The organism is Pseudoalteromonas sp. ND6B (assembly GCF_000764215.1).
Taxonomy (GTDB): Bacteria; Pseudomonadota; Gammaproteobacteria; order Enterobacterales; family Alteromonadaceae; genus Pseudoalteromonas; species Pseudoalteromonas tetraodonis.
Genome location: NZ_JQFL01000035.1, coordinates 106560 through 131941 on the forward strand (window position 1 = coordinate 106560; position 25382 = coordinate 131941).

26 protein-coding genes and 2 tRNA genes are annotated in these 25382 nt (G+C 39.9%); 14 read left to right on the forward strand and 14 right to left on the reverse strand.

The window, feature by feature from the left end:
• Positions 1-44: 44 nt before the first annotated feature.
• A complete protein-coding gene (gene metG, locus ND6B_RS10510) occupies positions 45-2069 on the reverse strand; it encodes a methionine--tRNA ligase (RefSeq protein WP_033103369.1) in 2025 nt (674 codons plus the stop codon).
• 177 nt (positions 2070-2246) lie between these two features.
• On the opposite strand from metG, the gene apbC reads away from it, so the two are divergent.
• On the forward strand, positions 2247-3323 hold the full coding sequence (apbC, locus tag ND6B_RS10505) for an iron-sulfur cluster carrier protein ApbC (RefSeq protein WP_033103370.1): 1077 nt from the start codon (positions 2247-2249) through the stop codon (positions 3321-3323).
• A 2-nt stretch (positions 3324-3325) separates the two neighbouring features.
• On the forward strand, positions 3326-3910 hold the full coding sequence (gene dcd, locus ND6B_RS10500) for a dCTP deaminase (protein ID WP_013465052.1): 585 nt from the start codon (positions 3326-3328) through the stop codon (positions 3908-3910).
• Positions 3911-3927: 17 nt separating this feature from the next.
• Here the strand turns inward: dcd and ND6B_RS10495 are convergent, their stop codons facing one another.
• Both ND6B_RS10495 and ND6B_RS10490 read right to left on the reverse strand, forming a co-directional pair.
• A complete protein-coding gene (locus tag ND6B_RS10495) occupies positions 3928-4713 on the reverse strand; it encodes a CLCA_X family protein (RefSeq protein ID WP_033103371.1) in 786 nt (261 codons plus the stop codon).
• Between the two features lie 25 nt (positions 4714-4738).
• A complete protein-coding gene (locus ND6B_RS10490; RefSeq protein WP_033103494.1) occupies positions 4739-5332 on the reverse strand; it encodes a tRNA-uridine aminocarboxypropyltransferase in 594 nt (197 codons plus the stop codon).
• Positions 5333-5464: 132 nt separating this feature from the next.
• On the opposite strand from ND6B_RS10490, the gene ND6B_RS10485 reads away from it, so the two are divergent.
• Together ND6B_RS10485 and ND6B_RS10480 are read left to right on the forward strand one after the other, a co-directional pair.
• Positions 5465-5809 (forward strand): Hpt domain-containing protein, encoded by a 345-nt coding sequence (locus ND6B_RS10485; protein ID WP_033103372.1) that lies wholly within the window; start codon positions 5465-5467, stop codon positions 5807-5809.
• A gap of 128 nt (positions 5810-5937) precedes the next feature.
• A complete protein-coding gene (locus tag ND6B_RS10480; protein ID WP_016900382.1) occupies positions 5938-7155 on the forward strand; it encodes a pyridoxal phosphate-dependent aminotransferase in 1218 nt (405 codons plus the stop codon).
• 33 nt (positions 7156-7188) lie between these two features.
• Here ND6B_RS10480 and ND6B_RS10475 read toward each other — a convergent pair whose 3' ends face one another.
• The 5 genes from ND6B_RS10475 to mnmA all read right to left on the reverse strand — a co-directional run bounded on the left by ND6B_RS10475 (position 7189) and on the right by mnmA (position 11984).
• Complete coding sequence (locus tag ND6B_RS10475; protein WP_033103373.1) at positions 7189-7647, reverse strand: GNAT family N-acetyltransferase; 459 nt, start codon at positions 7645-7647, stop codon at positions 7189-7191.
• Positions 7648-7656: 9 nt separating this feature from the next.
• Positions 7657-8799, reverse strand: coding sequence for a ribosomal protein uL16 3-hydroxylase (locus ND6B_RS10470; RefSeq protein ID WP_033103374.1), 1143 nt, complete (start codon positions 8797-8799; stop codon positions 7657-7659).
• 80 nt (positions 8800-8879) lie between these two features.
• On the reverse strand, positions 8880-10250 hold the full coding sequence (gene purB / locus ND6B_RS10465) for an adenylosuccinate lyase (RefSeq protein ID WP_033103375.1): 1371 nt from the start codon (positions 10248-10250) through the stop codon (positions 8880-8882).
• Positions 10251-10281: 31 nt separating this feature from the next.
• On the reverse strand, positions 10282-10884 hold the full coding sequence (gene hflD, locus ND6B_RS10460; RefSeq protein ID WP_033103376.1) for a high frequency lysogenization protein HflD: 603 nt from the start codon (positions 10882-10884) through the stop codon (positions 10282-10284).
• Positions 10884-11984, reverse strand: a complete 1101-nt coding sequence (gene mnmA, locus ND6B_RS10455; RefSeq protein ID WP_008113585.1) for a tRNA 2-thiouridine(34) synthase MnmA — start codon at positions 11982-11984, stop codon at positions 10884-10886. Before mnmA ends, hflD begins: the two co-directional genes overlap by 1 nt.
• Positions 11985-12451: 467 nt before the next feature.
• Between mnmA and ND6B_RS10450 the strand changes: the two genes are divergently transcribed.
• Positions 12452-13726 carry a sensor domain-containing diguanylate cyclase gene (locus ND6B_RS10450; protein WP_024603062.1) on the forward strand — a complete coding sequence of 425 codons (1275 nt, stop codon included), beginning with the start codon at positions 12452-12454 and terminating at the stop codon, positions 13724-13726.
• A 57-nt stretch (positions 13727-13783) separates the two neighbouring features.
• Here the strand turns inward: ND6B_RS10450 and ND6B_RS10445 are convergent, their stop codons facing one another.
• The 6 genes from ND6B_RS10445 to ND6B_RS10420 are packed head-to-tail and all read right to left on the reverse strand — an operon-like array spanning position 13784 to position 16484.
• Positions 13784-14461: an rRNA large subunit pseudouridine synthase E gene (locus ND6B_RS10445; RefSeq protein WP_033103377.1), complete on the reverse strand. Its 678-nt coding sequence runs from the start codon at positions 14459-14461 to the stop codon at positions 13784-13786.
• Positions 14461-14790, reverse strand: coding sequence for a TusE/DsrC/DsvC family sulfur relay protein (locus ND6B_RS10440; RefSeq protein ID WP_008112024.1), 330 nt, complete (start codon positions 14788-14790; stop codon positions 14461-14463). Before ND6B_RS10440 ends, ND6B_RS10445 begins: the two co-directional genes overlap by 1 nt.
• A gap of 3 nt (positions 14791-14793) precedes the next feature.
• Positions 14794-15060, reverse strand: a complete 267-nt coding sequence (locus ND6B_RS10435; RefSeq protein WP_028835169.1) for a DsrH/TusB family sulfur metabolism protein — start codon at positions 15058-15060, stop codon at positions 14794-14796.
• Positions 15057-15413: a sulfurtransferase complex subunit TusC gene (tusC, locus tag ND6B_RS10430; RefSeq protein ID WP_033103378.1), complete on the reverse strand. Its 357-nt coding sequence runs from the start codon at positions 15411-15413 to the stop codon at positions 15057-15059. Before tusC ends, ND6B_RS10435 begins: the two co-directional genes overlap by 4 nt.
• The gene (gene tusD, locus ND6B_RS10425) at positions 15410-15763 is read right to left on the reverse strand and encodes a sulfurtransferase complex subunit TusD (protein ID WP_033103379.1); all 354 of its coding nucleotides are present in this window, start codon (positions 15761-15763) and stop codon (positions 15410-15412) included. The genes tusC and tusD overlap by 4 nt, the downstream gene beginning before the upstream one ends.
• Before the next feature lie 55 nt (positions 15764-15818).
• Positions 15819-16484 (reverse strand): Bax inhibitor-1/YccA family protein, encoded by a 666-nt coding sequence (locus ND6B_RS10420; protein ID WP_008112034.1) that lies wholly within the window; start codon positions 16482-16484, stop codon positions 15819-15821.
• Positions 16485-16736: 252 nt separating this feature from the next.
• Between ND6B_RS10420 and ND6B_RS10415 the strand changes: the two genes are divergently transcribed.
• From ND6B_RS10415 to pepN, 9 genes are all read left to right on the forward strand, one after another.
• Positions 16737-16827 (forward strand) — tRNA-Ser (locus tag ND6B_RS10415).
• Positions 16828-16878: 51 nt separating this feature from the next.
• A tRNA-Ser gene (locus ND6B_RS10410) sits at positions 16879-16969 on the forward strand.
• Between the two features lie 172 nt (positions 16970-17141).
• A complete protein-coding gene (locus tag ND6B_RS10405) occupies positions 17142-17522 on the forward strand; it encodes a hypothetical protein (protein WP_008112036.1) in 381 nt (126 codons plus the stop codon).
• A gap of 128 nt (positions 17523-17650) precedes the next feature.
• On the forward strand, positions 17651-18109 hold the full coding sequence (locus ND6B_RS10400; protein ID WP_033103380.1) for a GAF domain-containing protein: 459 nt from the start codon (positions 17651-17653) through the stop codon (positions 18107-18109).
• Positions 18109-18387: a hypothetical protein gene (locus ND6B_RS10395; protein ID WP_033103381.1), complete on the forward strand. Its 279-nt coding sequence runs from the start codon at positions 18109-18111 to the stop codon at positions 18385-18387. Before ND6B_RS10400 ends, ND6B_RS10395 begins: the two co-directional genes overlap by 1 nt.
• A 16-nt stretch (positions 18388-18403) precedes the next feature.
• Positions 18404-19042, forward strand: coding sequence for an RNA chaperone ProQ (gene proQ, locus ND6B_RS10390; RefSeq protein ID WP_008112041.1), 639 nt, complete (start codon positions 18404-18406; stop codon positions 19040-19042).
• Between the two features lie 27 nt (positions 19043-19069).
• Entirely contained in the window at positions 19070-21094 is a 2025-nt protein-coding gene (prc, locus tag ND6B_RS10385; protein WP_033103382.1) for a carboxy terminal-processing peptidase, read from the forward strand.
• Positions 21095-21252: 158 nt separating this feature from the next.
• Entirely contained in the window at positions 21253-22737 is a 1485-nt protein-coding gene (nhaC, locus tag ND6B_RS10380) for a Na+/H+ antiporter NhaC (RefSeq protein WP_033103383.1), read from the forward strand.
• Between the two features lie 50 nt (positions 22738-22787).
• The gene (gene pepN, locus ND6B_RS10375; RefSeq protein WP_033103384.1) at positions 22788-25382 is read left to right on the forward strand and encodes an aminopeptidase N; all 2595 of its coding nucleotides are present in this window, start codon (positions 22788-22790) and stop codon (positions 25380-25382) included.

Here is a 25382-nt window from a genome sequence, read left to right on the forward strand (position 1 = left end):
TGAAAAAAAAGCCGCTAAATATTAGCGGCTTTAAGCGATAATAATTACATTACGCGCATACCCGGCTCAGAGCCGTCGTCTGGGTTAAGAATGTAAATTTCTTTACCACCAGGGCCTGCAGCAAGTACCATACCTTCAGACATTCCAAAACGCATTTTACGTGGTTTAAGATTAGCAACCATTACCGTTAATTTACCTTCAATGTCTTCTGGTGCGTAAGCCGATTTAATTCCAGCAAACACTTGGCGAGTTTCACCGCCTAAATCAAGGGTTAACTTAAGTAGTTTGTCAGCGCCTTCTACGTGCTCTGCTTTGGCAATTTTAGCAACACGCAGGTCTACCTTTGCAAAGTCATCAAACTCAATCTCTTCGCTAATAGGCTCTTTCGCAAGCGGGCTATTAGGATCGATTTTGTCTTTTTCAGCAACTAAACTTTCTTTTGATTCTTCAACCATTTTATTCACTTTATCCATTTCTACACGTTGCATTAACGGCTTAAATTTATTGATAGGGTGGTTTACTAACGCTATTTGCGCACCCTGCCAAGATAATTCATCATTTAAAAAGGCTTCAACATTACTTGCCATGCCAGGTAGCACTGGTTTTAAGTAAGTGATCAACACGCGAAATAAGTTAAGTCCTAGTGAACAAACCTGATGCGCTTCTTCTTGCTTTGACTCATCTTTAATAAGCACCCAAGGCGCGGCATTATCAATGAACTGGTTTGCTTTATCAGCAAGCGCCATAATTTCACGGATTGCGCGGCTGTATTCACGGTTCTCGTAATATTCGGTGATTGTCGCTGATGCGTTCTGGAATTCTGCAAGCAATTGAGGTTGCATAACTGTATTGCTCAGCTTACCGTCGAACTTTTTAGTAATAAAACCAGCACAACGACTGGCAATATTCACTACTTTACCCACTAAGTCTGAGTTTACACGTTGTGCAAAATCTTCAAGGTTTAAATCTAAATCGGTAATGCCACTATTAAGTTTAGCTGCGTAGTAGTAACGTAAAAATTCTGGGTCTAGGTTATCTAAATAAGTACGCGCTTTAATAAACGTGCCTTTTGATTTAGACATTTTTGCGCCATTGACCGTAACAAAACCATGGGCGAATACGTTAGTTGGCTTTCTAAATTGAGCGCCTTCTAACATCGCAGGCCAAAATAGGCTGTGGAAATAGATGATGTCTTTACCAATAAAGTGATAAAGCTCAGCGTCTGAGCCTTCTTGCCAAAATGCATCAAAGTCGATGCCTTGTTTATCACATAAGTTTTTAAAGCTCGCCATGTAACCAATAGGCGCATCTAGCCATACGTAAAAGTATTTACCTGGTGCGTTTGGAATTTCAAAACCAAAATAAGGTGCATCACGGCTAATGTCCCACTGCTGTAGGCCATCGGCAAACCACTCATCTAACTTGTTGGCCATTTCTTGTTGAATTGTGCCTGAATGTAGCCACTCTTTAAGCATGTCTTCAAAGGCGGGTAAGTCAAAAAAGTAATGCTCAGAATCTTTTAAGATAGGCTCAGCACCCGACATGACAGAGCGTGGGTTAATCAGCTCGGTTGGGCTGTAGGTTGCGCCACAGGCATCACAGCTATCCCCGTTCTGATCTTCCGATTTACATGTAGGACACGTGCCTGTGACAAAGCGATCTGGCAGAAAAATGCCTTTTTCTGGATCGAATAACTGTGAAATAGTGTGCTTTTTGATATGACCTGCATCGTTAAGGCGGTTATAAATAAGCTCACTAAATTCTTTATTCTCTTGGCTATGGGTACTGTGGTAATTATCAAATTTGATATTAAAGTCAGCAAAGTCGCGTTGGCGCTCGATGCTAACGTTTTTTACCATTTCCTCAGGCGTGATCCCTTGCTTTTGCGCATTAAGCATAATAGGTGTGCCATGAGCATCATCGGCGCACACATAGTACGCTTCGTGGCCTTGTAGTTTTTGAAAACGCGACCAAATATCAGTTTGAATATACTCTAATAAATGCCCTAAATGTGTAGGGCCATTGGCATAAGGTAATGCGCTAGTAATCAGGATCTTTCGCTGTGCCATAATCATTCCGAATTAAGCGTTCCTAGTCAGGAACAGATGAAAATTATTACATTATCGATAAGCAAAGTGATAACAGAGCACACTGCTTATCGATATTTACTAATTGACTGGTGTTAATGCCCTGAATGTTACATAATTCCGTGGCACTTTTCATCAAAGAAACGCTATTTTATTGCTATGTTTGGACTGTCGAAACTATTCTCTGCAAAATCGGTGCAAAAACAACCGATTATTTCTGCTCTAGCGGCCTATCGCAGTGCCGCTTTCGCTGTGGGTATTGAGCAAGATTTCATTGCTGATATCACTCAAAACACCGATAAATCAATTACGGTTAAACTCATTCTCCCTTTTGCGGCGCAATCTGAAATGCCGCACGTGGCTCAATTTTTGACTGAGCGTTTAAAGGTTGATGTGAGCGTAACGGCCAGTGTTCACCTTAAAGAGGCTGCGAAATTTAAAGCCATTAAACATATTGTTTTAGTTGCCTCAGGAAAAGGTGGGGTGGGTAAATCTACTACGGCCGTTAATCTGGCGGGCTCGCTTAAAAATGAAGGCGCAAAAGTAGGCATACTGGATGCCGACATTTATGGTCCGTCAATTCCTATGTTGTTAGGATTAGTTGGCAGTGAGCCGGTTACAAAAGACAATAAACAATTACAACCGTTTGATGCCAATGGTATTAAAGCGCAATCTATCGGTTTTTTAGTCCCCAGCGATGATGCCACCGTATGGCGTGGCCCAATGGCCTCAGGCGCGCTTAGTCAGCTTTTAAATGAAACCGATTGGGGTGAACTTGATTATTTAATTGTAGATATGCCACCAGGTACCGGTGATATTCAATTAACCATGAGCCAAAAAGTGCCAGCCAGTGGCACCGTGATTGTCACGACGCCACAAGACTTAGCGCTTGCTGATGCGCAAAAGGGTATTGCTATGTTTAATAAGGTAAATGTGCCAGTGCTCGGTTTGATTGAAAATATGAGCCATTACATTTGTGGGCATTGCGGCGAGGCCAATCATGTATTTGGTAAAGACGGTGCACAAAAATTAGCGCTTAAGCATGGTGTGCCTGTGCTTTCGCATATTCCGCTTGCGATTGATATCAGAGAATCCTCTGAGCAAGGTAAGTTGATTGCCGATGATACAGATGCGGCTATTAGCAAAACTTACAGCGCGGCCGCACGATTGATTGCCAGCACGCTTTACTATCAACAACATCACAACGCGATTGAAGTTGTGATTACGGAAGATTAAAAATGAGACTTTCAGATACACATATTAAAGAATACTTAAACGATGGGCGTATTGTTATCGAGCCCGCGCCAACGAGTGAAATGATTTCAGGGGTTACCGCTGATCTTCGCTTAGGCAATAAGTTTAGAACATTTCATGCCCATAATGCCGCTTATGTTGATTTAAGTGGTCCAAAAGATCAGCTTAATAAAGCGTTAGAATCAATCATGAGCGACGAAATTGTATTAGCTGAAGGCGAAGCGTTTTTTCTACATCCTGGCGAGCTTGCGTTGGCAATAACCTATGAAAAAGTAACCCTACCTGCAGACATTGTTGGTTGGTTAGACGGGCGTTCATCGCTAGCACGTTTGGGTTTAATGGTGCATGTTACAGCACACAGAATCGATCCTGGTTGGAGTGGTAATATTGTTTTAGAGTTTTATAACTCTGGTAAGCTGCCGCTTGCGCTCAGACCTATGATGAAAATTGGCGCAATGAGTTTTGAAACACTTACCGGTCCATGTGAAAGCCCTTATAACACCCGCATTGATGCAAAATATAAAGATCAGAATAGTGCGGTAGCAAGCCGTATCAGTGACGATAAATAACTAAGCTAAACAATAGCTTATTTTTCTAGTTGATGAAGCGCATAACCTAATAGTTGAAAATAATGGTTAAGCGCTTCATTGGCGAGTAACGTATGCTTTAGCTCAGGATAAATTAAGTTATTATTACTCAAACCGCCGACTAAGAAACTGTTTTTGATTGTTTGATGCTCGTTGATACAGGCTTCAAAACACCGAGCAGCAAGCTCCTCTGGCATACTCATATACTGCTGATTATGCGCTTTATCAAACGCAATGCATTTATTTACAAATTCATTGGCATGTTCACCGCTTTGCTCTAAAAACACCTGTTTATAAAATTCATTAAGTGCATCATTAAGTGGATGGCTTAAGTCGGGAGAGTGTGATAACCATAACTTAGAAGCGAAACCAAAGCGGGTTTTTGATTTAAACAAATGCTCACTAATATGATGATCAAAAGCATGAAACCATTCATGGGCTAAAGCGCCACCGCCTGCATTTTTAGCCAGTGCTAAGGTTTGGTCATACGCATTATAATGTGCTTGCACGCCTTTTTGTCCACCGTGACCAAAAGCGAGATTAAGTTTGCCACGCAGGCCAATGGCAGTGGGTGGTAAATGCAAAATCTGCGCTAAATCAGCCAGCGCATCATAAATTAAGTTGGCACTAATAAAGCGCTCTTCTTTAGTAACCCATTTACCAACCACCATAGAACGAAAACCAAAAGTGGTTCTTATATCACTAAAATCGACTTGATCGTCAAAACGATAGTCGGGGCCTTGGCGAGAAAATCCGCGTTTTAATCGAGATGTGGTATTACGCATCGGTTATTTTATGTCAGCTCATACATTACAAGTAACGTGCTTTTACGTGAGCGGGCATGTGTTGGGTTTGTTTTTTTATTAATTCCTCTAATAAACCATACAAGGGCGCAGGGTTTAGTGCTTCTATGAGCCATAAACTATGTGCTACTGCTTCTAGTGTCGATAAACTATCTGCTCTAGGGGCTTTACGAATAGCATAACGGTTGGTGGGAATATTGCTAAAGCTTACCGTTTTAAACTGTTGTAATAACGGGGTTAATTGCAAAATTTTAAAGGCTTTATTCCATGTACCATCAATCACAATTAAATGCGTAATATCTTGTAGATTTTCTTTACTATTCGGTCGGTCTAATTTTACGGCGCTCTCGCTTGGGTAGAGTAATACGCTCGATTCTATAGGCAGGTTTTGTAAACAGGCGAAGTCCTGATTATTTTCGCCTCTAATAATTTTACAGTGGGTTAAACCCAAAGCTAATAGCTGCGCCGTATTTTTGCTCACTTTTGCTTCATTGGGGTGCTGCAAAATAATAACCTGAGTTTGGTTAGTAACACGGGTAATTGCGCTGCAAATACAAGTGCTTAGCGAAAAGTTACACTGTTTACAATGAGGACGTGCCATTGAATACACTATTTCGTTGGTACATTTGCCGTAATTATACATTTTTGCACTAATAAAGTTGGTTTTTTTTGTGCTTAGATATAGAGTAAGAGATAAGAAGAAAATCGATGGACCGTATTGAAGGGCATGAATATGACAGAGATCAATATTGACGAATCCGCTTTAGAAAGTATGAAATCTCTATTAGGTGAACAATTTCCAGATACGCTGGAATTTTGTTGTGCGGAATTTGAGCGATTGGGTAACGAAGCAATTGCTGCGCTTGGGCAAGATAAAGAGGCTGCTATTCGCCACTCTCATAGCCTTAAATCAAACGCCGCTCAATTTGGTGCGGCAAGTTTAGCCGAAGTTGCTCGTTTAATTGAATATAATTTAAATAATGGGAATGACGAGCAGGCTGTTAATGCAGCCGATGGATTAATGGCGCAAGTTACTGGTTCACAAGCAAAACTAAATGCATGGTTAGCTGGGCGCTAAACGCGTTTCAATAGTAATAAAAAAGAGTGTTAACGTGAATTTTTTTCAGTTTCAAGCGCTTAATTTTCCTAGTAATTCACGGCTTTACTGCGTTAGTCTAATGGCTAACTTGCTCTTTAGAGGTAACAATGTCAGAAATAAAAAAGAGTCATAAATTAGACGGCGTCTGTTATGACATCCGAGGTCCCGTTTTAGTGCAAGCTAAAAAAATGGAGGATGAGGGCCAAAAGGTATTAAAGCTTAATATAGGTAACCCCGCCGCATTTGGTTTTGATATGCCAGAAGATATGCATCGCGATATCATCCGTAATTTATATTCAGCTCAGGGATACTGTGACTCTAAAGGCCTTTATTCTGCGCGGGTTGCTATTTATCAGCACTACCAACAGCGTGGCTTACACAATTTAGACGTTGATAATATTTACATTGGCAACGGTGTGAGTGAGCTTATCCAAATGGTTACTCAAGCACTGTTGAATAATGATGATGAAGTGTTAATTCCTGCTCCAGATTATCCGCTTTGGACAGCCTCGGTAAAATTAGCAGGTGGTAATCCGGTTCACTACTTGTGTGATGAAGAGCAAGATTGGTTTCCTGACATTGATGATATTAAGAGTAAAATCACCTCTAAAACCAAAGCATTGGTGCTAATTAATCCCAACAACCCAACTGGGGCTGTGTACAGTGACGCTTTACTTGAAGAGTTGATCAATATTGCTCGAGAGCACAAGCTTTTGCTGTTAAGCGATGAAATATACGAGAAAATTCTATACGACGGCGTTACCCATACTTCTATTGGTTCATTATGCGATGATCTCCCTATCATCACCTTTAATGGCTTAGCTAAAACATACCGTGCTGCTGGGCTGAGAATGGGCTGGATGGTGTTAAGTGGTCGCACCGCATTAATGACAGATTTAATTAAAGGCTTAGATATTCTTGCCTCAATGCGTCTTTGTGCCAATGTGCCCGCACAATATGCAATTCAGCAAGCATTGGGTGGCGTTCAGTCAATTGATAGCTTAATTGACCCCGGTGGGCGTTTATATGTGCAACGTGATATTGCTTGGCGCGGCTTAAATGCGATTGATGGAATTAGTTGTAAAAAGCCTAAAGGGGCGCTTTATGCTTTCCCTAAAGTGGATACCGCTAAATTCAATATTAAAAGCGATGAACAAATGATGTTTGATTTGTTAAAGGCAGAAAAAATATTGTTAGTACATGGGCGCGCCTTTAACTGGCCAGAGCCTGATCATTTTAGATTGGTGTTTTTACCTAATAAAGATGATTTATCGAGTGCAATGATGAAAATGCAGCGTTTTTTCAAAGATTACCGACAAGAATAAAGAAAAAAACGAGCCAAGTGGCTCGTTTTTTCGTTAATGCACTAAAGTAAATGGTCGTGTTTCAAAGCATGCAATAGGGCACTGCATACGTTGCCTTGGGATACCTGCTTCCATAAAGACGTGGCCTTGCACAGTAAACCCATTATTTTTGAATCGTTCTACTTCGTTTAAAATACAATTAATACTGATTGCTTCAATACCTTGCTCCGCTGCTAATTTAACAATGAAACTAAGCAGTGACTTATAAACATTGCGGTTGCGATGCTGCGGCAATACGGCGATTCTACCAATTAAATCATCATTACATAATCGACCTGTGGCAACAGGTGAGTGCATATTATCGGTGACCAGAATATGTTGAGCGAGTGCATCTAAGTTATCAAACTCAATACGTTTAGGAATATGTAACTCATATACAAACACTCGCTCCCTTATATGTTGCAGTTGACTTTTTTCACTTTGCCAATCAACTTTGTCAACGGTATAAACCATGACCTCCTCCTAGCTAAACCAAATACCCTCATTAACCAGTGTAGTAAAAGTTTCGATAAAATCTAGGCTAGGTGTGGTTGAATTCAGCAAGCTGCTATCAAATTCAATAAAATCAGTTAGCTGTTTTACAGCCTCTAAATCAGATAGCGGTAAAGGGTAGTTTTCGCCATTAACACTTAAAAGCAGCTCATCACCTATGCATTGGTAAATTGCACGCGTGCCCCCTAAACGCTCAAATGTTACTTGGTTTTCAAGCAGTTGTTGTATTTGTTCGACACTAAATGGGTCTTCTTCAGGGGCTAAGTCCATATCATGCTTAGGTTGGCTAAGGGTATTACCTAACCAGTGTTTAAATAAACTCTCGTCTTCTAGCAATGCTTGCATTAACGTTTTTACTTTATCGACTTCGCTTTGGGTTAGCTCACCTTTAGAATCACGTAGGGCGAGGGTATGGTCGGTATACCTTTTTTGGCCGCTTTCCGTGTCGATAATATGATCAGCAAAACTTGAAAGTAAATCTTGTTGATTAGGTGCTCTAAAACCGACTGAATAGTTGAGTGCATTTTCAACCGCATAGCCTTCATGAGGACAACCGGGTGGTATATATAAAATATCACCGGGCTCCAAAATACAATCAATTACTGCACTAAAAGCTTCAACTTGCAGTAATGTTTTATTTTGAGCAAATTGTTTTAGTGTTGGGTCAGGTAATCCTACCCGCCAATGGCGCTTACCTTCACCTTGAATAATAAATACATCGTATTGGTCTAGGTGTGGGCCAACACCGCCACCTGGGGTTGAGTAGCTGATCATCAAATCATCTATTCGCCAATTAGGTATAAAGCGAAAAGGTTCAAGTAACTGAGCAGCTTCTGGGTGCCAATGATCCACTGCTTGCACGAGTAGTGTCGAGTGCTGATCAGTGAGTATTTCAAAATCGTCAAATGGTCCCTGATGCGATTGCCATTGTTGATTGTGGTTAGTAATAATGCGCGATTCTATGCTGTCTTCCATAGCAAGGCCTGCGAGTTCATTCGCATCAAGTGGATCTTGAAAATCTTTAAAACCAGCTTTGATCAACAGTGGTTTTTTTTGCCAATATTGACTTAAAAACGCTTGCTCTGATAATTCATTTATTTTTAATTGATACATAGAATGCCTATAACGTTAAGACCTAAATGAAAAAAGCGAAAGGCCGGTACCTTTCGCTTTTTATTAGTAGATTTGAGTGATTAAACTAAATCATCAATAAACTCAACAGCGCGACCAATGTAGTTAGCCGGCGTTAGTTTTTTCATTTCAATTTTTGCAGCTTCTGGTAGGTCTAAACCATCGATGAAATCAGCCATAATTTCTTGATTTACACGTTTACCACGGGTTAAATCTTTTAGCTTTTCATATGGTTTTTCAATACCGTATTTACGCATAACGGTTTGAATTGGCTCAGCGAGCAGCTCCCAGTTTTGGTCAAGCTCATCTGCCAAACGTTGCTCGTTTACTTCAAGTTTGCTTACACCTTTAAGGGTTGATTGGTATGCAATTACCGCATAACCCATACCTACACCTAAGTTACGTAATACGGTTGAGTCAGTTAAATCACGTTGCCAGCGAGACACAGGTAGTTTTTGTGCTAAATGACCTAAGATAGCATTGGCTAAGCCTAAATTACCTTCTGAGTTTTCAAAATCAATCGGGTTCACTTTGTGTGGCATAGTTGATGAGCCAATTTCACCGGCAATGGTTTTTTGCTTAAAGTGATTAAGTGCAATGTAGCCCCACATGTCGCGGTCAAAATCGAGCAAAATGGTATTAAAGCGTGCAATTGCATCAAAAAGCTCTGCTATGTAATCATGCGGTTCAATTTGCGTGGTAAACGGGTTGAGTGTTAAACCTAGGCTAGTTACAAACTTATCGGCGTGGTTATGCCAATCGTAGTCGGGGTACGCACTTAGATGTGCATTGTAGTTACCCACAGCACCGTTTACTTTACCTAGCATTTCTACTTGTGCAATTTGGTCACGTTGACGCTTTAAACGCATGTAAACATTTGCAAACTCTTTACCCATAGTTGAAGGCGTTGCAGGCTGACCATGTGTACGAGTCATCATTGGAATGGCTTTGTACTCAATTGCTTTTTCTTTAATGGCGCTTAATAACTCATCACAATAAGGTAAAACGACGTGGTTACGCGCTTCAGTTAACATTAAACCATGAGATAGGTTATTAATATCTTCAGAAGTACAGGCAAAGTGAATAAATTCGTTAATTGCGTGTAGCTCAGCATTATCAGCTACTTTTTCTTTTAGTAAATACTCTACGGCTTTAACATCATGGTTTGTTGTGCGTTCGATGTCCTTAACTCGCTGAGCATCAGCTTCACAGAAGTTATCTACAATTGCATTCAACAGCGCATTTGCTTCGTCGCTAAAAGCGGGGACTTCTTTAATCTCGCTTGCTGCAGCTAACGCTTGCAACCAACGCACTTCAACGGTTACGCGGTATTTGATTAATCCAAATTCGCTAAAAATACTGCGTAGTTCAGTGGTTTTGCTGCCGTAGCGACCATCAACCGGAGAGATAGCCGTTAACGCTGAAAGCTCCATAATAACTCCTAAATTTTAGTTTGAACGATAATTAAATTTTTGTTTTAGCTATGGCGAGAATTTTTCTTTTCGCAAAAAAGAAATGACGACGTTTGCCGCCCATTTGTCGCCATAATACTGCACTACGAATTCCGGCTAAAAGTAATGCGCGGATTTTATTTTGCGTGAGCTGCTGTTTTAATAACTCGGGTTTACCATAAACCTGAATTCGGTGCCCAAGGGGGCTTAGCACCGACGAGTATATATCTGCTAAACCGGCAACAACACTGTCATCGGTAATAGCAAAATGATCCAAACGACGATGAATATCATCAATACGTTTACCTAATTCATTGAGGCTTTTACTGTTAGCACTAAGCGCACGCTCTAACTGCATTAAACCACCTACATATTTGACTATTTCTACATCTTTTTGAGCACCGGCACTCAGTTGTGCCATCAATGTTTTATAGCCATCACGTAAGTTATGTTCACCTTGATAAACATCTACTGGGGAAGCTGGCGAGGTTTGCACAATACTTGATAATAAAATCGATAAATCTTGTTCATCAGCGCGACCATATTGGGCAACCTTCTGAACTTGCTTAGCCACTTGACACATGGCTGCAAGCGCCATGACTTGATGTTGATTCATTATTTGATCACCGAGTCAATAATACCACCACCTAAACACACTTCATTAGCGTAAAATACGGCAGATTGTCCTGGGGTTACCGCTTTTTGTGGCTCATCAAATAATACGCGTGCCATACCATCTTCACCGACTAATAAGGTACAGCTTAGGTCTTCTTGACGGTAGCGTGTTTTTACGGTGCAACGAGTAGTACCTTGAGGACCAACACGATCTACCCAGTGTAATTGGTTGGCATTTAGGCCATTACTGTAAAGGCGAGGGTGATTTTTACCTTGGCCCACAATCAATACATTGCGTTCAACATCTTTGTCTACAACATACCAAGGTTCGCCTGAGCCTTCTTTCATACCACCAATTAACAAGCCTTTGCGCTGACCTAAGGTGTGGTACATCAACCCTTCATGCTCACCAACGTTGTTACCATCTGTGTCTTCAATAACACCAGGTTGAGCAGGTAAGAATTTTTGTAAGAAATCTTTAAATTTACGCTCACCGATAAAACAAATACCAGTACTGTCTTTTTTATCGTGGGTAATTAAATCTTGCTCTTCAGCAATACGGCGTACTTCTGGCTTGGCAATATCTCCAACAGGGAACAGCGTTTGCGCGATATGTTCATGGCTCAATGTGTACAAAAAGTAGCTTTGATCTTTATTATCATCTAGGCCACGGCACATAACATATTTATCATCTCTGAGCTCACGACGTACGTAGTGGCCCGTTGCTATAAAGTCAGCACCAAGTGCTTGAGCCGCAAATTCTAAAAAGGCTTTAAATTTAATTTCTTTGTTACACATGATGTCTGGGTTAGGTGTGCGACCAGCTTTGTACTCAGCTAAAAAGTATTCGAATACGTTGTCCCAGTATTCCGCTGCAAAGTTAACGGTATGAAGTTCAATACCTAATTTGTCACAGACAGCTTGGGCATCTTTTAAATCTTCAGCGGCAGCGCAATATTCATCATTGTCATCTTCTTCCCAGTTCTTCATAAACAAGCCTTCTACTTGGTAGCCTTGTTGTTTTAATAAATATGCAGATACAGAAGAATCAACACCGCCGGACATACCAACGATGACTTTAATGTGACTATTTTCGCTCATGAATAATTTCGCTTATACAGATTACTGTTAACTTGGAAAGGCCGCGATTATAGCATGTATTTTGTAAGTGCTTAAAGAGAGGAAGGGCTATTGAATAGATTTTGTTGCTTTTTTTTATGTTGGTTAGGGATGATTTACTCTTTGTTAGTCGATTTTTACTTAGCCGATTAGATTACACATTTTGCGGTGCTATTATAGCCCCTTTGTTTGCACACATTTTAATTTGCAAAGAACAACAGGTCCAAGATGTCAGGCCATTAAATTATAAACACTCATTTAAGTTATAAATGATGAGTAAATGTTATTTATTTAAGGTGTTAGTACTATTTATAGAATATCAAAGAATATATTTATTATTGTTCATTAACAAACCTTTACAACCAAATGATTATGCAATACCTTTAGATGAGTTTAAATTGAATAAACACTCAAATAAGTATTTATAATATAGTCAATGGAATGAATATATGAATTATGCTTCTCAAGCACAAAAGGTAAAATCTTACGTTGTTGAGTTATCAACAAAGGTACAACGCGATGATTGCTTAGTAGCAGAACAATTACCACATAACGTTAAAGAATCAGCTTACCAACTGTTTTATCAAACCATTAGGGTTCCTCGTCCTTACCGCTTTGAAGAACCTAACCCTATTTCAGCGCTATTTAGACTCATTGAACATTCTTTAGACTTTATTAATCCCTTTCAACAAGTCATTTTAAAGCAGCTAGAAAAGTGGTGGTTAGAATGGCATTTTGTTGCCACTATGAATGCTTCTCTTGAAATGAAACACGTTGAACAGCAGCGTTTTGTTAGTAGTGCAACTGAACATCCAATGCGAAAACATGAGCTGAGCCATTATGCAAAATTATTTACTATTTTGCCTTTGCCCGTGTGTAATGTTTGTATGGTAACTGGCGATATTTTAAAGCTTAATCAACGGTTTGTAGATGTATTTGGCTATACAATTGATGATATCCCTAATTTAAAACAGTGGTGGAAGGTCGCGTATCCTGAGCCTAGTTATAGAGAGTCTGCTCAAACGATGTGGGGTGAGTCTTTAGCGCAGGCAAATAAAAATAATGACGATATTCCTGCTAATGACTATCAAATTGTATGTAAAGATGGTTCGAAAGTGATAATGCAAGTGTCAGGTATTAGTGTAGAAAGTGAATTTATTGCTGTATTTAACGATGCGACGGAGCGTTTGAAAACCCAAGAGATACTCAGCGATATGGCCTTTTTAGACTCATTGACTAAAATTGCCAACAGACGCCGTTTTGACGAAAAATTACATGCTGAATTTAAAAAACTGATAAAAGTAAATACTCAACTTTCTATGATCATTATTGATATAGATAATTTCAAAAAATTTAATGATAGGTATGGTCATATTGCAGGGGATAAGTGTTTACATAGCGTAGCGCAAAAGCTAGCAGAAACAGTCAGTCGTCCTGAGGACTTTGTAGCGCGCTATGGCGGAGAAGAGTTTGTTGTTTTACTCCCACAAACAGATAATCAAGGTGCACTCTTTATTGCAGAACAAATACAAAAATCTATTGAAGATTTAGCGATAGCTCATGAAGATAGTTTTACTGGCTTTCTCTCTGTGAGTATGGGAGTTCATACGGTAAAACATGGCGAAAAAACTAACCATGTCGATTTCTTTAAAGCAACGGATAGTGCGCTGTATTATGCAAAAAGGCAGGGCAGAAATTGTATTGCCTTAGGAAGGCATGAATAACACAGCATGTTTAACCTTTGCTTTTAATACCAGATAAGCAAAGGCTAACGTAAAGTATTAACTGTTGGCTGGTGGTCCACTGATTTTATATTGACCTGTTTCAATTCCATCGAGTGTGTATTTACCAATACTATAGCGAATTAACCGTAACGTTGGGTGGCCAATGTGTGCGGTCATTCGTCGAACTTGACGGTTCTTCCCCTCGTTTATAGTGATACTCAACCAAGATGTTGGAATTGATTTACGTTCTCTCACTGGGGGAGTGCGTGGCCAAAGCGCTGGTTCATCGATTAACTTTACCTGTGCAGGTAAGGTTAATCCATCTTTGAGTTCGACCCCTTGACTGAGCGCATCAATAGATGCTTCTGTAGGCACCCCCTCAACTTGTACCCAGTACGTTTTGTTGGTTTTTTTACCAGGAGCGGTTAAGGTATTTTGTAATTTCCCGCAATTGGTCAATAATAACAAGCCTTCACTGTCTCTGTCTAAGCGACCCGCAGCATAAACATCTTTAATAGGAATAAAATTAGCCAGTGTTTGTCTATTTTGCTCGTCTGTGAATTGGCAAAGGACATCATAAGGTTTGTTAAATAAAATAACTTTTTTATCGCTTTGGGCTATCTGCGGCTTAATTGCTCTTTTTATCGGGCTCTTTTTTACAGCACTGCGCGAATATGTACGACCTGTATTGCGTTTACTTGTTGAAGATGACGTGTTTGTAGCTTTGTGTTTCATTAAATACACCGTGCAGGTTTAGGTAAGCCCGCAATTTTAGTGGCTTGTTTGGCCGGTCCCTTCGGAAAAAGCTTATACAGGTACATGCTATTACCTTTATCCTCACCGAGCGCTTTAGCCATCGCTTTGACTAACATTCTAATGGCTGGACTGGTGTTGTATTCTAGATAAAATGCGCGCACAAAGTTAACAACTTCCCAATGCTGCTCGGTTAATATAATGCTTTCATGTTGTGCAATAACATCGGCTAACTCTTTTGACCAATCAGTATGATCTAGCAGGTAACCTTGCTTATCTGTGTCTATTGTTTGATTATTAAATTCCAGCATAAATCACCAAGTAATTGATTGTTTAGATGATAAACTTAGGGTAACGAACTCATCATAGCTAATCGCTTTATCATTCAAATTTAAAGAGATACCACGCGCCGCTGCATCGTCCTTTAAAATATAAAGCGAATCGGCAAATTGTCTGTATTGCCCTTTAGCAAAACAGGCATCACCCACTAATAAAACCGAGTCTGTTAGCATAATCAGATTATCGAGACTGTTTGCACTGTAGTAATTCAGTGGTTTTGAAAATATATGTAAAGTGCTCATAGCGTTACCACGTGCTGCTGATTTTGAATTAACTGTTTTTGGGCATTAAAGTTAACGGTTTTTACTTCAATAAGTAGCTCATTTTTACTTAAACCGTAGTCAATGAGTGACTTCTCACACACGTAGATATTGTCAATATCATATATTTCTAGAGTTTTAATATTTTTAAAAAAATCTTTAAGCCCCAAACTATTCGGGCTTTGATTTTTTTTAAGAGCTAGCACCGCAGGACCGCTAAACAACCAACTTATATTTTGATCAACTGCGGCAAAAATAAGCGTCATATCGAGTGCATCGCGAATATGCATGTCATCAAATGGGCTTGATTGACTAATAACGAGTACATTAATCATTTAAATTGTATCCATTTATCTGCTTCACTGGCTAACATAGCAAATTCAGCGAGGCCTGCTACAGCGAATACACCAGTATTTTGGATATCTAAGCCACGCTTTTCAGCTGCCGTAACGCACAGCATTAAATTAATATTTTTGTCGGCTAGCTGCTGCCAAAGTGAGGATAAATTTAACTCATCTGAGGCAAGCTCAAAATGAGTAGAAGCATGATAGATACCATCTTGGTATAAAAATATTGCATCAATACTATGCCCTTGTGCTAAACAAGCGTGAGCAAATTTAACAATACGCTGTGTGGTATCGTGGTCCGATGGTGGAGTATGTAAAGAAAGTACAAAGCGTGCCAAAACTATTCCAATAAAAAAGCCCCAATAAAGGGGCTATTTTAACAGAACTATTTAATTAGTCATTATTTGCGCCAAGTAACGCAAGTAAAGACGTAAATAAGTTATAAACGCTAAGGTATAAAGAAACCGTTGCGCGGATATAATTCGTTTCGCCGCCATTAATGATTCTGCTCGTATCGAACAAAATTAGGCCAGACATGATTAATACCACGGCTGCGTTTAGTACCATAAACATTAAAGAGCTACCTAGGAAAATATTTACAATACTTGCCACGATAACCACAATTAAGCCCACAGTTAAAAAACCACCCATGAACGAGAAATCTTTTTTAGTGTTAAGTGCATAAGCAGATAAACCAAAGAAGATTAACGCCGTAGAACCTAGCGCTTGCATAATTAGCATAGGGCCATTAGGTAATTGTGCATAGTGATTAAGGAGTGGGCCTAAACCAGCTCCCATTAATCCTGTAAACGCAAACACCCAAAATACACCAGATGCTGTGTCGGCTTTTTTGTTTACAACAAAAAGAAGGCCAAACGAAACCAGAGTGAACACTAGTCCCATGAAATAAGGTAATTGCAGTGCCATTGAAATGCCGGCGGTGACGGCACTAAATGCAAGTGTCATTGCAAGTAGAAAATAAGTGTTTTTAAGCACTTTGTTTGTTTCAATGGTCGACATTACCGGCTTTGCAGTATTGTACGATTGATTAAATGCCATTGTAGAGCTCCTGTAAGTGAAACTAAGTAGTTCCTGTAATTTAACTAAAATTAGATTACCAACTCTTATATGTTTGGGCAAACCTTTGTAGATCAATAGACAACTAAATTTAAATAAAAGTTCACTCGGCGTATAGGAATCGCCCTTTTTGCTGTATGTTTAAACAAATTAGTTGTTTTTTAATCACTTGAACAAATAATTGAAAAAAAAGCTTCACAAAGCCCATGGGTTTCCCTATTATTCAGGCCGTGCGGAGAGATGGCAGAGTGGTCGAATGCACCGGTCTTGAAAACCGGCAGGGGTTTATAGCCCCTCTAGGGTTCAAATCCCTATCTCTCCACCACCTTATTAAAATAACTATGAGTACACGCTTACTTGTAGTTTATGCACTTTCGGAGAGATGGCAGAGTGGTCGAATGCACCGGTCTTGAAAACCGGCAGGGGTTTATAGCCCCTCTAGGGTTCAAATCCCTATCTCTCCACCATTATCAGATAAGCCCGCTTTTTGCGGGCTTTTTTGTGCCTCATTTTCGCTATACCTTTTTCAAAGCCAAGTATATTTAGTTAAAAAATACGACCATAGTCTCTATTTATAAGCTACAGCGGTTAGTGCATGCTAAGAAATTAAAGATTTACGTTTGTGTTAAGGATCTTACAATGAAACATCAACTCGCAAAAAGCGTCGCACTTTCATTATTATCTCCTGTTATTATTGGCAGTATGTTAGGGATTTACTATGCATTGACAATGCGTGGTGATGCCGTCTCTATTTTTTTAGGGTTATTAATGACGGCTATTGCTAACGCGCACATAGTAGGCTTAACCATGGCCGCGTTTGTTGTGCCTGGTTATTTACTTATGTTTAAATATTCTAAGGTCAATTATTCTGGTGTATTAACACTAGGCTTGCTAGGCGGGGCTATTTTTAGTTACCTACTGAGCGCCACCACAGGTGAGATATTTTTAATCAATAGTGTGATGTCAGGGTTTGCTGCTGGGCTGTTTTTATTCGGTCTACGTAAATCGGTACAAAGTTAATTGCAGAATATTTAATCAAGTGCGTCGTAAAACCATGTAATTTCCTTTTTTTTACCCGCAAAAGGTTTCAATTTTTAGTGACAAAGAGTACCTTTAGCTACTGTATGTTTAATAAGAAGTAGTTTGGTATGCAAAAGCACGATTTTTACCAGTCATTAGTTAAGCAAACTGAATCGCTGATAGGCGGTGAATCAAACATAATTGCCAATATGGCAAATATAAGCGCGCTGTTATTTACCTCTTTGGAAGATGTGAATTGGGCGGGCTTTTATTTTATGGATTCACCCACAGAATTGGTACTTGGTCCATTTCAAGGCAATCCAGCTTGTATTCGTATTCCAGTAGGGAAAGGGGTATGTGGCACTGCTGCGGCAACCGAGCAAACCCAGTTAATTTCAGATGTGCATGCTTTTGACGGTCATATAGCCTGTGATGCAGCATCAAATTCTGAGATAGTTGTACCTATCATGAAAAACGGATCTGTATTTGCGGTGCTAGATATAGATAGCCCAAGTATTGGCCGATTTGATACTGATGATCAAGCAGGGCTTGAAGCACTTGTAAAATGCTTAGAGGCTAGCCTGTAATGAAAGATTTGCTAAATGTTCAAGATTACCTTTTTGCCGTTCAAGATGTTGGTGATTGGGAAGGGGATGAAGAACATGTAGCGGAAACGCTCAATGATTTGATTCACATGGCATGGGATCGTCTACCTGATGATTTAGACTGTGATTCAATTGATGAAATTATAAATGGTATTTGGGAACATTTACGTGGTGATATGGCTGTGATTGAAACTGACTTTGAAGAGTTAGTTGATTGGAGCATCCACTATGTTGATTCTGCCCTTGATGAAAAGATGTGATTAAATAGGTTCTAAAATGGAAACCACAAACAAGCTAAAAGATATTAATGAAGTATTGGAGTTCTTATACCAAGAATTTCCACAATGTTTTAAACAAAAAGAAGGCATTCAGCCGCTTAAAGTAGGTATCTTTAAAGATATCGCTGAGCGTATTGAAGGGTCTGAAAAAGTTAGTAAAACACAAGTACGCCAAGCACTTAGAAAATACACATCTAACTGGCGCTATCTTGAAGCGGTTACTAAATCTGAGTTCCGTATTGATCTTGACGGAAATCAAGGCGAGAAAGTTGAGCAAGAGCATATCGACCACGCACAAAAAGCGTTGGAAGAAAGCCGTGCTAAAATGGCAAAGCGCAAAAAGCAGCAACGCCCACGTCAAGACTCAGATGCAAAATCTTTTAAGAAGAAGCCAGCGCATTCAGCTAAAAATCCATCAGCTGCAGCAAAACCTGCCAAAGCCGCTGCGCCTAAGCGTTCAGGAAAAGTTGAACCTTTACCTGCAGGCGAGGTCAAGGTTAATAACAAGGTTAAAGTTAAACTTGGCCAAGCACTTGTTAATGCAGTAATCACTGAAGTAAACAAAGACGATGTTCACGTTGAACTAGTGACAGGTATGCAAGTAAAAACCAAAGCCGACAGCTTATACATTATTTAAGTTGCGAAAAAAATTAAGGAGTTGTGTATGAGTAAAAAGTTTACGCTCATTCCGTTATTTGCTGCGCTGTTTTCAGGTTCGTTATTTGCTGCAGTAGAGCCGGTAACATTAGAAGACTTACCCTTGTTAAAACAAGAAAGTCAGCACGGTACAGCCAGCAAACGAGTGGCTAATCTATTTACTCGTTCACATTACACACCCGTTCGATTTAACGATGAGCTTTCGAGTAAAGTATTTGATCGTTACATCGAGTCCCTTGATTTTAATAAAAGCGTGTTTTTAAAAAGCGATGTAGACTCATTTGAGCAATATCGTAACCGTTTTGATAACGCGCTTCTTAGCGGCCAGTTAGGGTTTACGTTTGATATTTTCAACTTAAGCCTTAAACGCCGTTTTGAACGTTATGAATTTTCACTGTCGCTACTTGAAAACGAAATGACGTTTGACGAAGAAGATGAATATTTTTATGACCGCGAAGATGCACCGTGGGCAACTACCCAAGCTGAGCTTGATGAAATTTGGCGCGAACGGGTAAAATATGATGCACTGCGTTTAAAAATGACTGGCAAAGATTGGCCAGGCATTAAAGAGGTGTTGACTAAGCGCTATAAAAACGCAGAAAAACGCCTTGTTCAGTCAAAATCTGAAGACGCATTTCAAATTGTAATGAACTCGCTAGCACGCAGTATTGAAGCGCATACTTCATACTTGTCACCTCGTCGTGCTGAACAATTTAAAATGGACATGGACTTAGAGCTTGAGGGGATTGGCGCAGTATTAACGCCTGATGAAGACTACACAGTTATTCGTAGTCTAGTTCCAGGAGGCCCTGCAGACAAATCTGAGCAGATTAAAGCCGATGATCGCATTATTGGTGTGGCTCAAGAGGGCGAAGAGTTTGTTGATGTTATTGGTTGGCGTTTAGATGACGTGGTTGATCTTATAAAAGGTCCTAAAGGCACTAAAGTACGTTTACAATATTTAAAGGGCGCTGATGCTCACGGTACGCCAAAGGTAGTTGAGATTACCCGTGATAAAATTCGTCTGGAAGACCGAGCAGCAAAATCAGAAGTATTTGAAGCCAGCTATTCGGATCTAACCAGTAAGATTGGAGTAATTGAAATCCCTGGTTTTTACAACAACCTTTCTAAAGATGTAAAAGTAGAACTTGCTAAATTAAAAGAGCAAAAAGTTGACGGTATTATTATAGACCTACGTCAAAATGGCGGTGGTTCGCTATATGAAGCGACGCAGCTGTCAGGCTTGTTTTTTGATCAAGGCCCAGTGGTACAAATTCATACATTAAATAATCGCATTGAAGAGCAAAAAGACCGTGATGGCATTACCTACTACGATGGTCCACTGACGGTACTTGTTGATAGATACAGCGCGTCTGCATCTGAAATATTTGCAGCGGCAATGCAAGACTATGGCCGCGCAGTTATTATTGGTGAACAAACCTTTGGTAAAGGCACTGTGCAGCAGCATAAAGGCCTCGCGCGCGCTTATGATTTATACGATAACCCGTTAGGCAGTGTGCAATACACCATTGCTAAGTTTTACCGTATCAACGGCGGCAGTACGCAGCATAAAGGTGTGATCCCAGATATTACGTTCCCATCTGCCATTGACCCAGCTGAGTGGGGCGAAAGCAAACAAGACAATGCATTGCCATGGGATAGCATAGTACAAGCACAGTATAAACAAATAGGGCGTTTAGATCCGGTCATCAGTCATCTTGAAAAACAACATGATGAGCGAATTAAAACAGAGCCTGAATTTAATTATGTGTTTGAAGATATTACCCGTTACAACGAAGAAAAAGATCGTAAAACGATTTCTTTAGTTGAGAAAAAACGTATTAAAGAAAAAGAAGAAAATGAGGCACGTGCATTAGCTCGTACTAACGAGCGTTTAAAACGTTTAGGTAAAGAGCCAGTAGAAAACCTTGACGATGTACCAGAGGTGATTGAAAAGCTCGACCCATTCCTTGAAGAAGCGGCACTAATAACGCAAGATTATATTAGATACGGTCGTATGGCTAAGCGCTAATTAAGGCTTTGCTCGTTAAAAAAAAGGCGCTTAGGCGCCTTTTTTACTATCGATAATTTGCTAAATTGTTATAATCGCGGATTACCAAAAGTTGAGCTAGATCAACACTGCTCAATAAATGCGCGTACGTGCTAATAAAAATAATCAACATGCATCGAATGTGTGTAGGAGTCTATATTTTGAAGCCCATTGAAGAAAAACCACTTAAAAGTGCCACACTTTTTGATGCACTCATTCCAATTGCTGTATTAATTTGTTTGTTAGGTGCCGCCGTGTACTTATTTGGCGATGATTCATCATCAGGACCGAATCAAATTGCATTACTGTTTGCAACTTTTGCTGCAGCACTGATTGGTTTAAAAAATGGCTACACATGGAAAAAATTAGAAGATGCAATGATTGAGGGAATTACCTTATCTCTTAGCGCTATTTTAATTTTACTCATGGTGGGGGCACTTATCGGAACATGGTTATTATCAGGAACGGTTCCGACCTTAATTTATTACGGCTTACAAATTATCAACCCTAGCTGGTTTTACGCTGCGAGTTGTTTAATTTGTGGCATTGTAGCAATGAGTATTGGTAGTTCGTGGACCACGGCAGCGACCATAGGTGTCGCGTTACTCGGTGTCGCTTCAGGACTGGGTTTAGAGCCGACAGTTACCGCGGGTGCTGTAATATCAGGCGCATATTTTGGCGATAAGCTTAGTCCATTATCTGAAACAACCAATTTAGCTCCAGCGGTTGCTGGTGCAGATTTGTTTGAACATATTCATCATATGCTTTGGACTACAGTACCTAGCTTTGTAATTGCATTAATCATCTTTGTTTTCATGGGCTTTAACGCGACAGCAGCGGGAGAGGCTGGTCAAATAGACCAAATAACTGCAATTCTTCAGCAAAACTTTAACATTGGCTTAGAAATGTTGGTGCCGTTAATTGTATTACTCGTACTTGCTATTCGAAAAATGCCAGCGTTTCCTGCCATTTCTATTGGTGCTGTCATTGGCGCGGTGTGGGCTATGCTATTTCAATCGGACTTAATTGCTAGTCAAATAGACATGACTCAGGGTGAGTTTGTCGGTTACTTTAAACTGGTTTGGACCACCTTTTTTGACGGTTTTACTATTAGTACCGGTGATGCAAAAATGGACTCGTTACTCAGTGGCGGCGGCATGTCTGGCATGCTAACAACCACATGGTTGATCATGACAGCACTGATGTTTGGTGCGATTATGGAAAAAACGGGTCTACTTGATATATTTGTTAAAAGTATTCTAAAAATAGCAAAAAGCACTGGCTCTCTTATCGCCTCCACTATTGCAACGTGTATTGGTACCAATGTTATTGCTGCCGATCAGTATATTGCCATTGTGGTACCTGGGCGGATGTTTAAAGAAGAATATAAAAAGCGTGGGTTAAAGCCGGTTAATTTGTCACGCACACTAGAAGATGGTGGCACAATTACCAGCCCGCTCATACCATGGAATACCTGTGGTGCGTATATGCAAAGTGTCCTATTAATCAATCCGTTTGATTATGCACTTTATGCATTTTTCAACCTTATAAATCCTTTCTTAGCCGTTATTTATGCTTACTTAGGTATTAAGATACTGCGTATCAAGCCTAAGCAAACGGCTTAATTTAAGTAGCTCCTTTTATCACTAAAAGGGGCTATTTTTTTGGAGTGATCATGACTGAACTACAAAAACCTCAAGCAGAATATTTAAAAGACTATAAAGCCCCCGATTTTTCAATCGAGCATACTGAGCTTACTTTCGACTTACAGCCATTAACGACTCAAGTAAATGCTTTATTAACGCTTAAACGCGTGGGTGATTCAAATGCCCCTCTGGTATTAGATGGCATTGACTTAACTTTGATCTCTTTATCGATTGACGGTGCAGAGCTCACAGATTATAAAATTATAAATCAGCAATTAATCATTAATAATCTGCCTGATGAATGTCAGTTAAGCATAGTGACGCAAACTTCACCGCAAACAAACACATCACTTGAGGGATTGTACTTATCGGGAGGCGCTTATTGTACTCAATGTGAAGCGCAAGGGTTTAGAAAAATAACCTACTACATGGATCGTCCTGATGTACTTTCAACTTTTGATGTCACTATTATTGCCGATACGGCATTTCCGCATTTGCTCTCTAATGGTAACCAAGTGGACAGTGGTGAAACGCAAGATGGACGCCATTTTGTAAAATGGCAAGATCCGTTCAAAAAGCCGAGTTATTTGTTTGCTCTAGTGGCAGGGGACTTTGATGTTTTACACGATAAATACACTACCCGCAGTGGTAAGGATGTCACCCTAGCGTTATTTGTCGATAAAGGAAACTTACCTAAAACAGAGCATGCTATGACGTCGCTTAAAAAAGCGATGGCTTGGGATGAGTCACGTTTTAATTTAGAGTATGACCTTGATATTTATATGATTGTTGCCGTTGATTTCTTCAATATGGGAGCAATGGAAAATAAAGGGTTAAACATTTTCAACAGCAAATGTGTGCTGGCAAATCAAGAAACGGCAACCGATAAAGATTACCACACCATTGAGTCTATTGTTGGCCACGAGTACTTTCATAACTGGACCGGAAATCGTGTAACTTGTCGTGATTGGTTTCAGCTGTCTTTAAAAGAAGGTTTAACGGTATTTAGAGATCAAGAGTTTAGCAGTGATTTAGGCTCTCGTGCGCTAAATAGAATTGACGCGGTAAAAGTGATGCGCACTCATCAATTTAGCGAAGATGCCGGCCCAATGGCACACCCAATACGCCCAGAAAAAGTCATCGAAATGAATAACTTTTACACCGTTACAGTGTATGACAAAGGGGCTGAAGTTATTCGTATGATGCATACATTGTTGGGTGAGGAAAATTTTCAAAAAGGCATGACACTGTATTTTCAGCGTCATGATGGCCAAGCGGTTACCTGCGATGATTTTGTTGCGGCAATGAGTGATGCATCATCAATTGATTTATCACAATTTAAGCGTTGGTATAATCAGTGTGGGACACCACGTTTAAACGTTACCAAAGCGTATGATGAAAGTGCACAAATCTTCACGCTCACTATAGAACAACTTGCGCCCCTGAATCAGCCTGATAATGCGATGTTACATATTCCTTTTGCGATTGAACTTTTAGATCAGCAAGGCCAAAGTATTGCATTGCAATACCAAGGTAAAAAGGTTGATAGCGTGTTAAATGTTACTCAAGCTAAACAAACATTTCATTTTGATAATATTGAACACAGTCCAACCGCCGTATTGCTAGAAGATTTTTCAGCACCGTGTATTTTGAATCAACAGATCACTGAAGCTGATTTATTACATATTATGCGTTTTGCACGCAGTGACTTTTCACGCTGGGATGCACAACAACAATTGTTTATTAATGCACTCAAGGCAAACGTTATTTCAGCTAGTAATGCACCACTAAGCGATGCCGTTATTGATGCACTTAGGGTGCTAATATCGCAACGAGAGGGTGATTTAGCGCTGATTGCTGAGCTGTTAAAACTGCCTAGTTTTGACACTTTAGCTGCGGAGTTTGACGTTATTCCGGTTGATGACATTATTGCCAATATTGAGCTATTCGAACAACAAATTGCCAAACAACTACATACTGAGTTTTTAAGTTGTTATCAGGCAATCACCGATGATGGTAGTGTGAGTGCCAAAGCGGTGGCTATTCGCGCTTTAAAACAACTTTGCTTGCACTATTTAGCAAAAACAGACAGTGCTGAGGCGGCAAGCTTAATTGAGCAGGCAGCAGCATCAACAAATATGACTAATGTGCTTGGCGCTCTGAGCAGTGTAGTTAAAGCTGCGCACCCATTATCAAATCAATTACTTGCGCATTTTGACAGCCAATGGCGCCATGATGTACTAGTAATGGATAAGTGGTTTGCTCTACAAGCAATGAACAGCGCTGATGATGCCATTGAGAAAATTAAGGCCTTGTATACACATCCATGTTTTGATTTTTCAAATCCGAATCGAGTTCGTGCATTAGTGGGGAGTTTTTCGCACTTTAATACCACACAATTTCATCGTCTAGATGGTCAAGGTTATACATTACTTGGCGATTTATTAATTAAGCTTAATGCGATTAACCCGCAAAATGCATCACGTATGTTAACGCCGTTTATGTCATGGCGTCGCTATGATGAAACCCGTGCCAGTGCAATGAAAGCGCAATTAGAGCGCCTTTCGAATTTAGAAGGGTTAAGCGATGATTTATTTGAAAAGGTTGAAAAAGCTTTACAATAA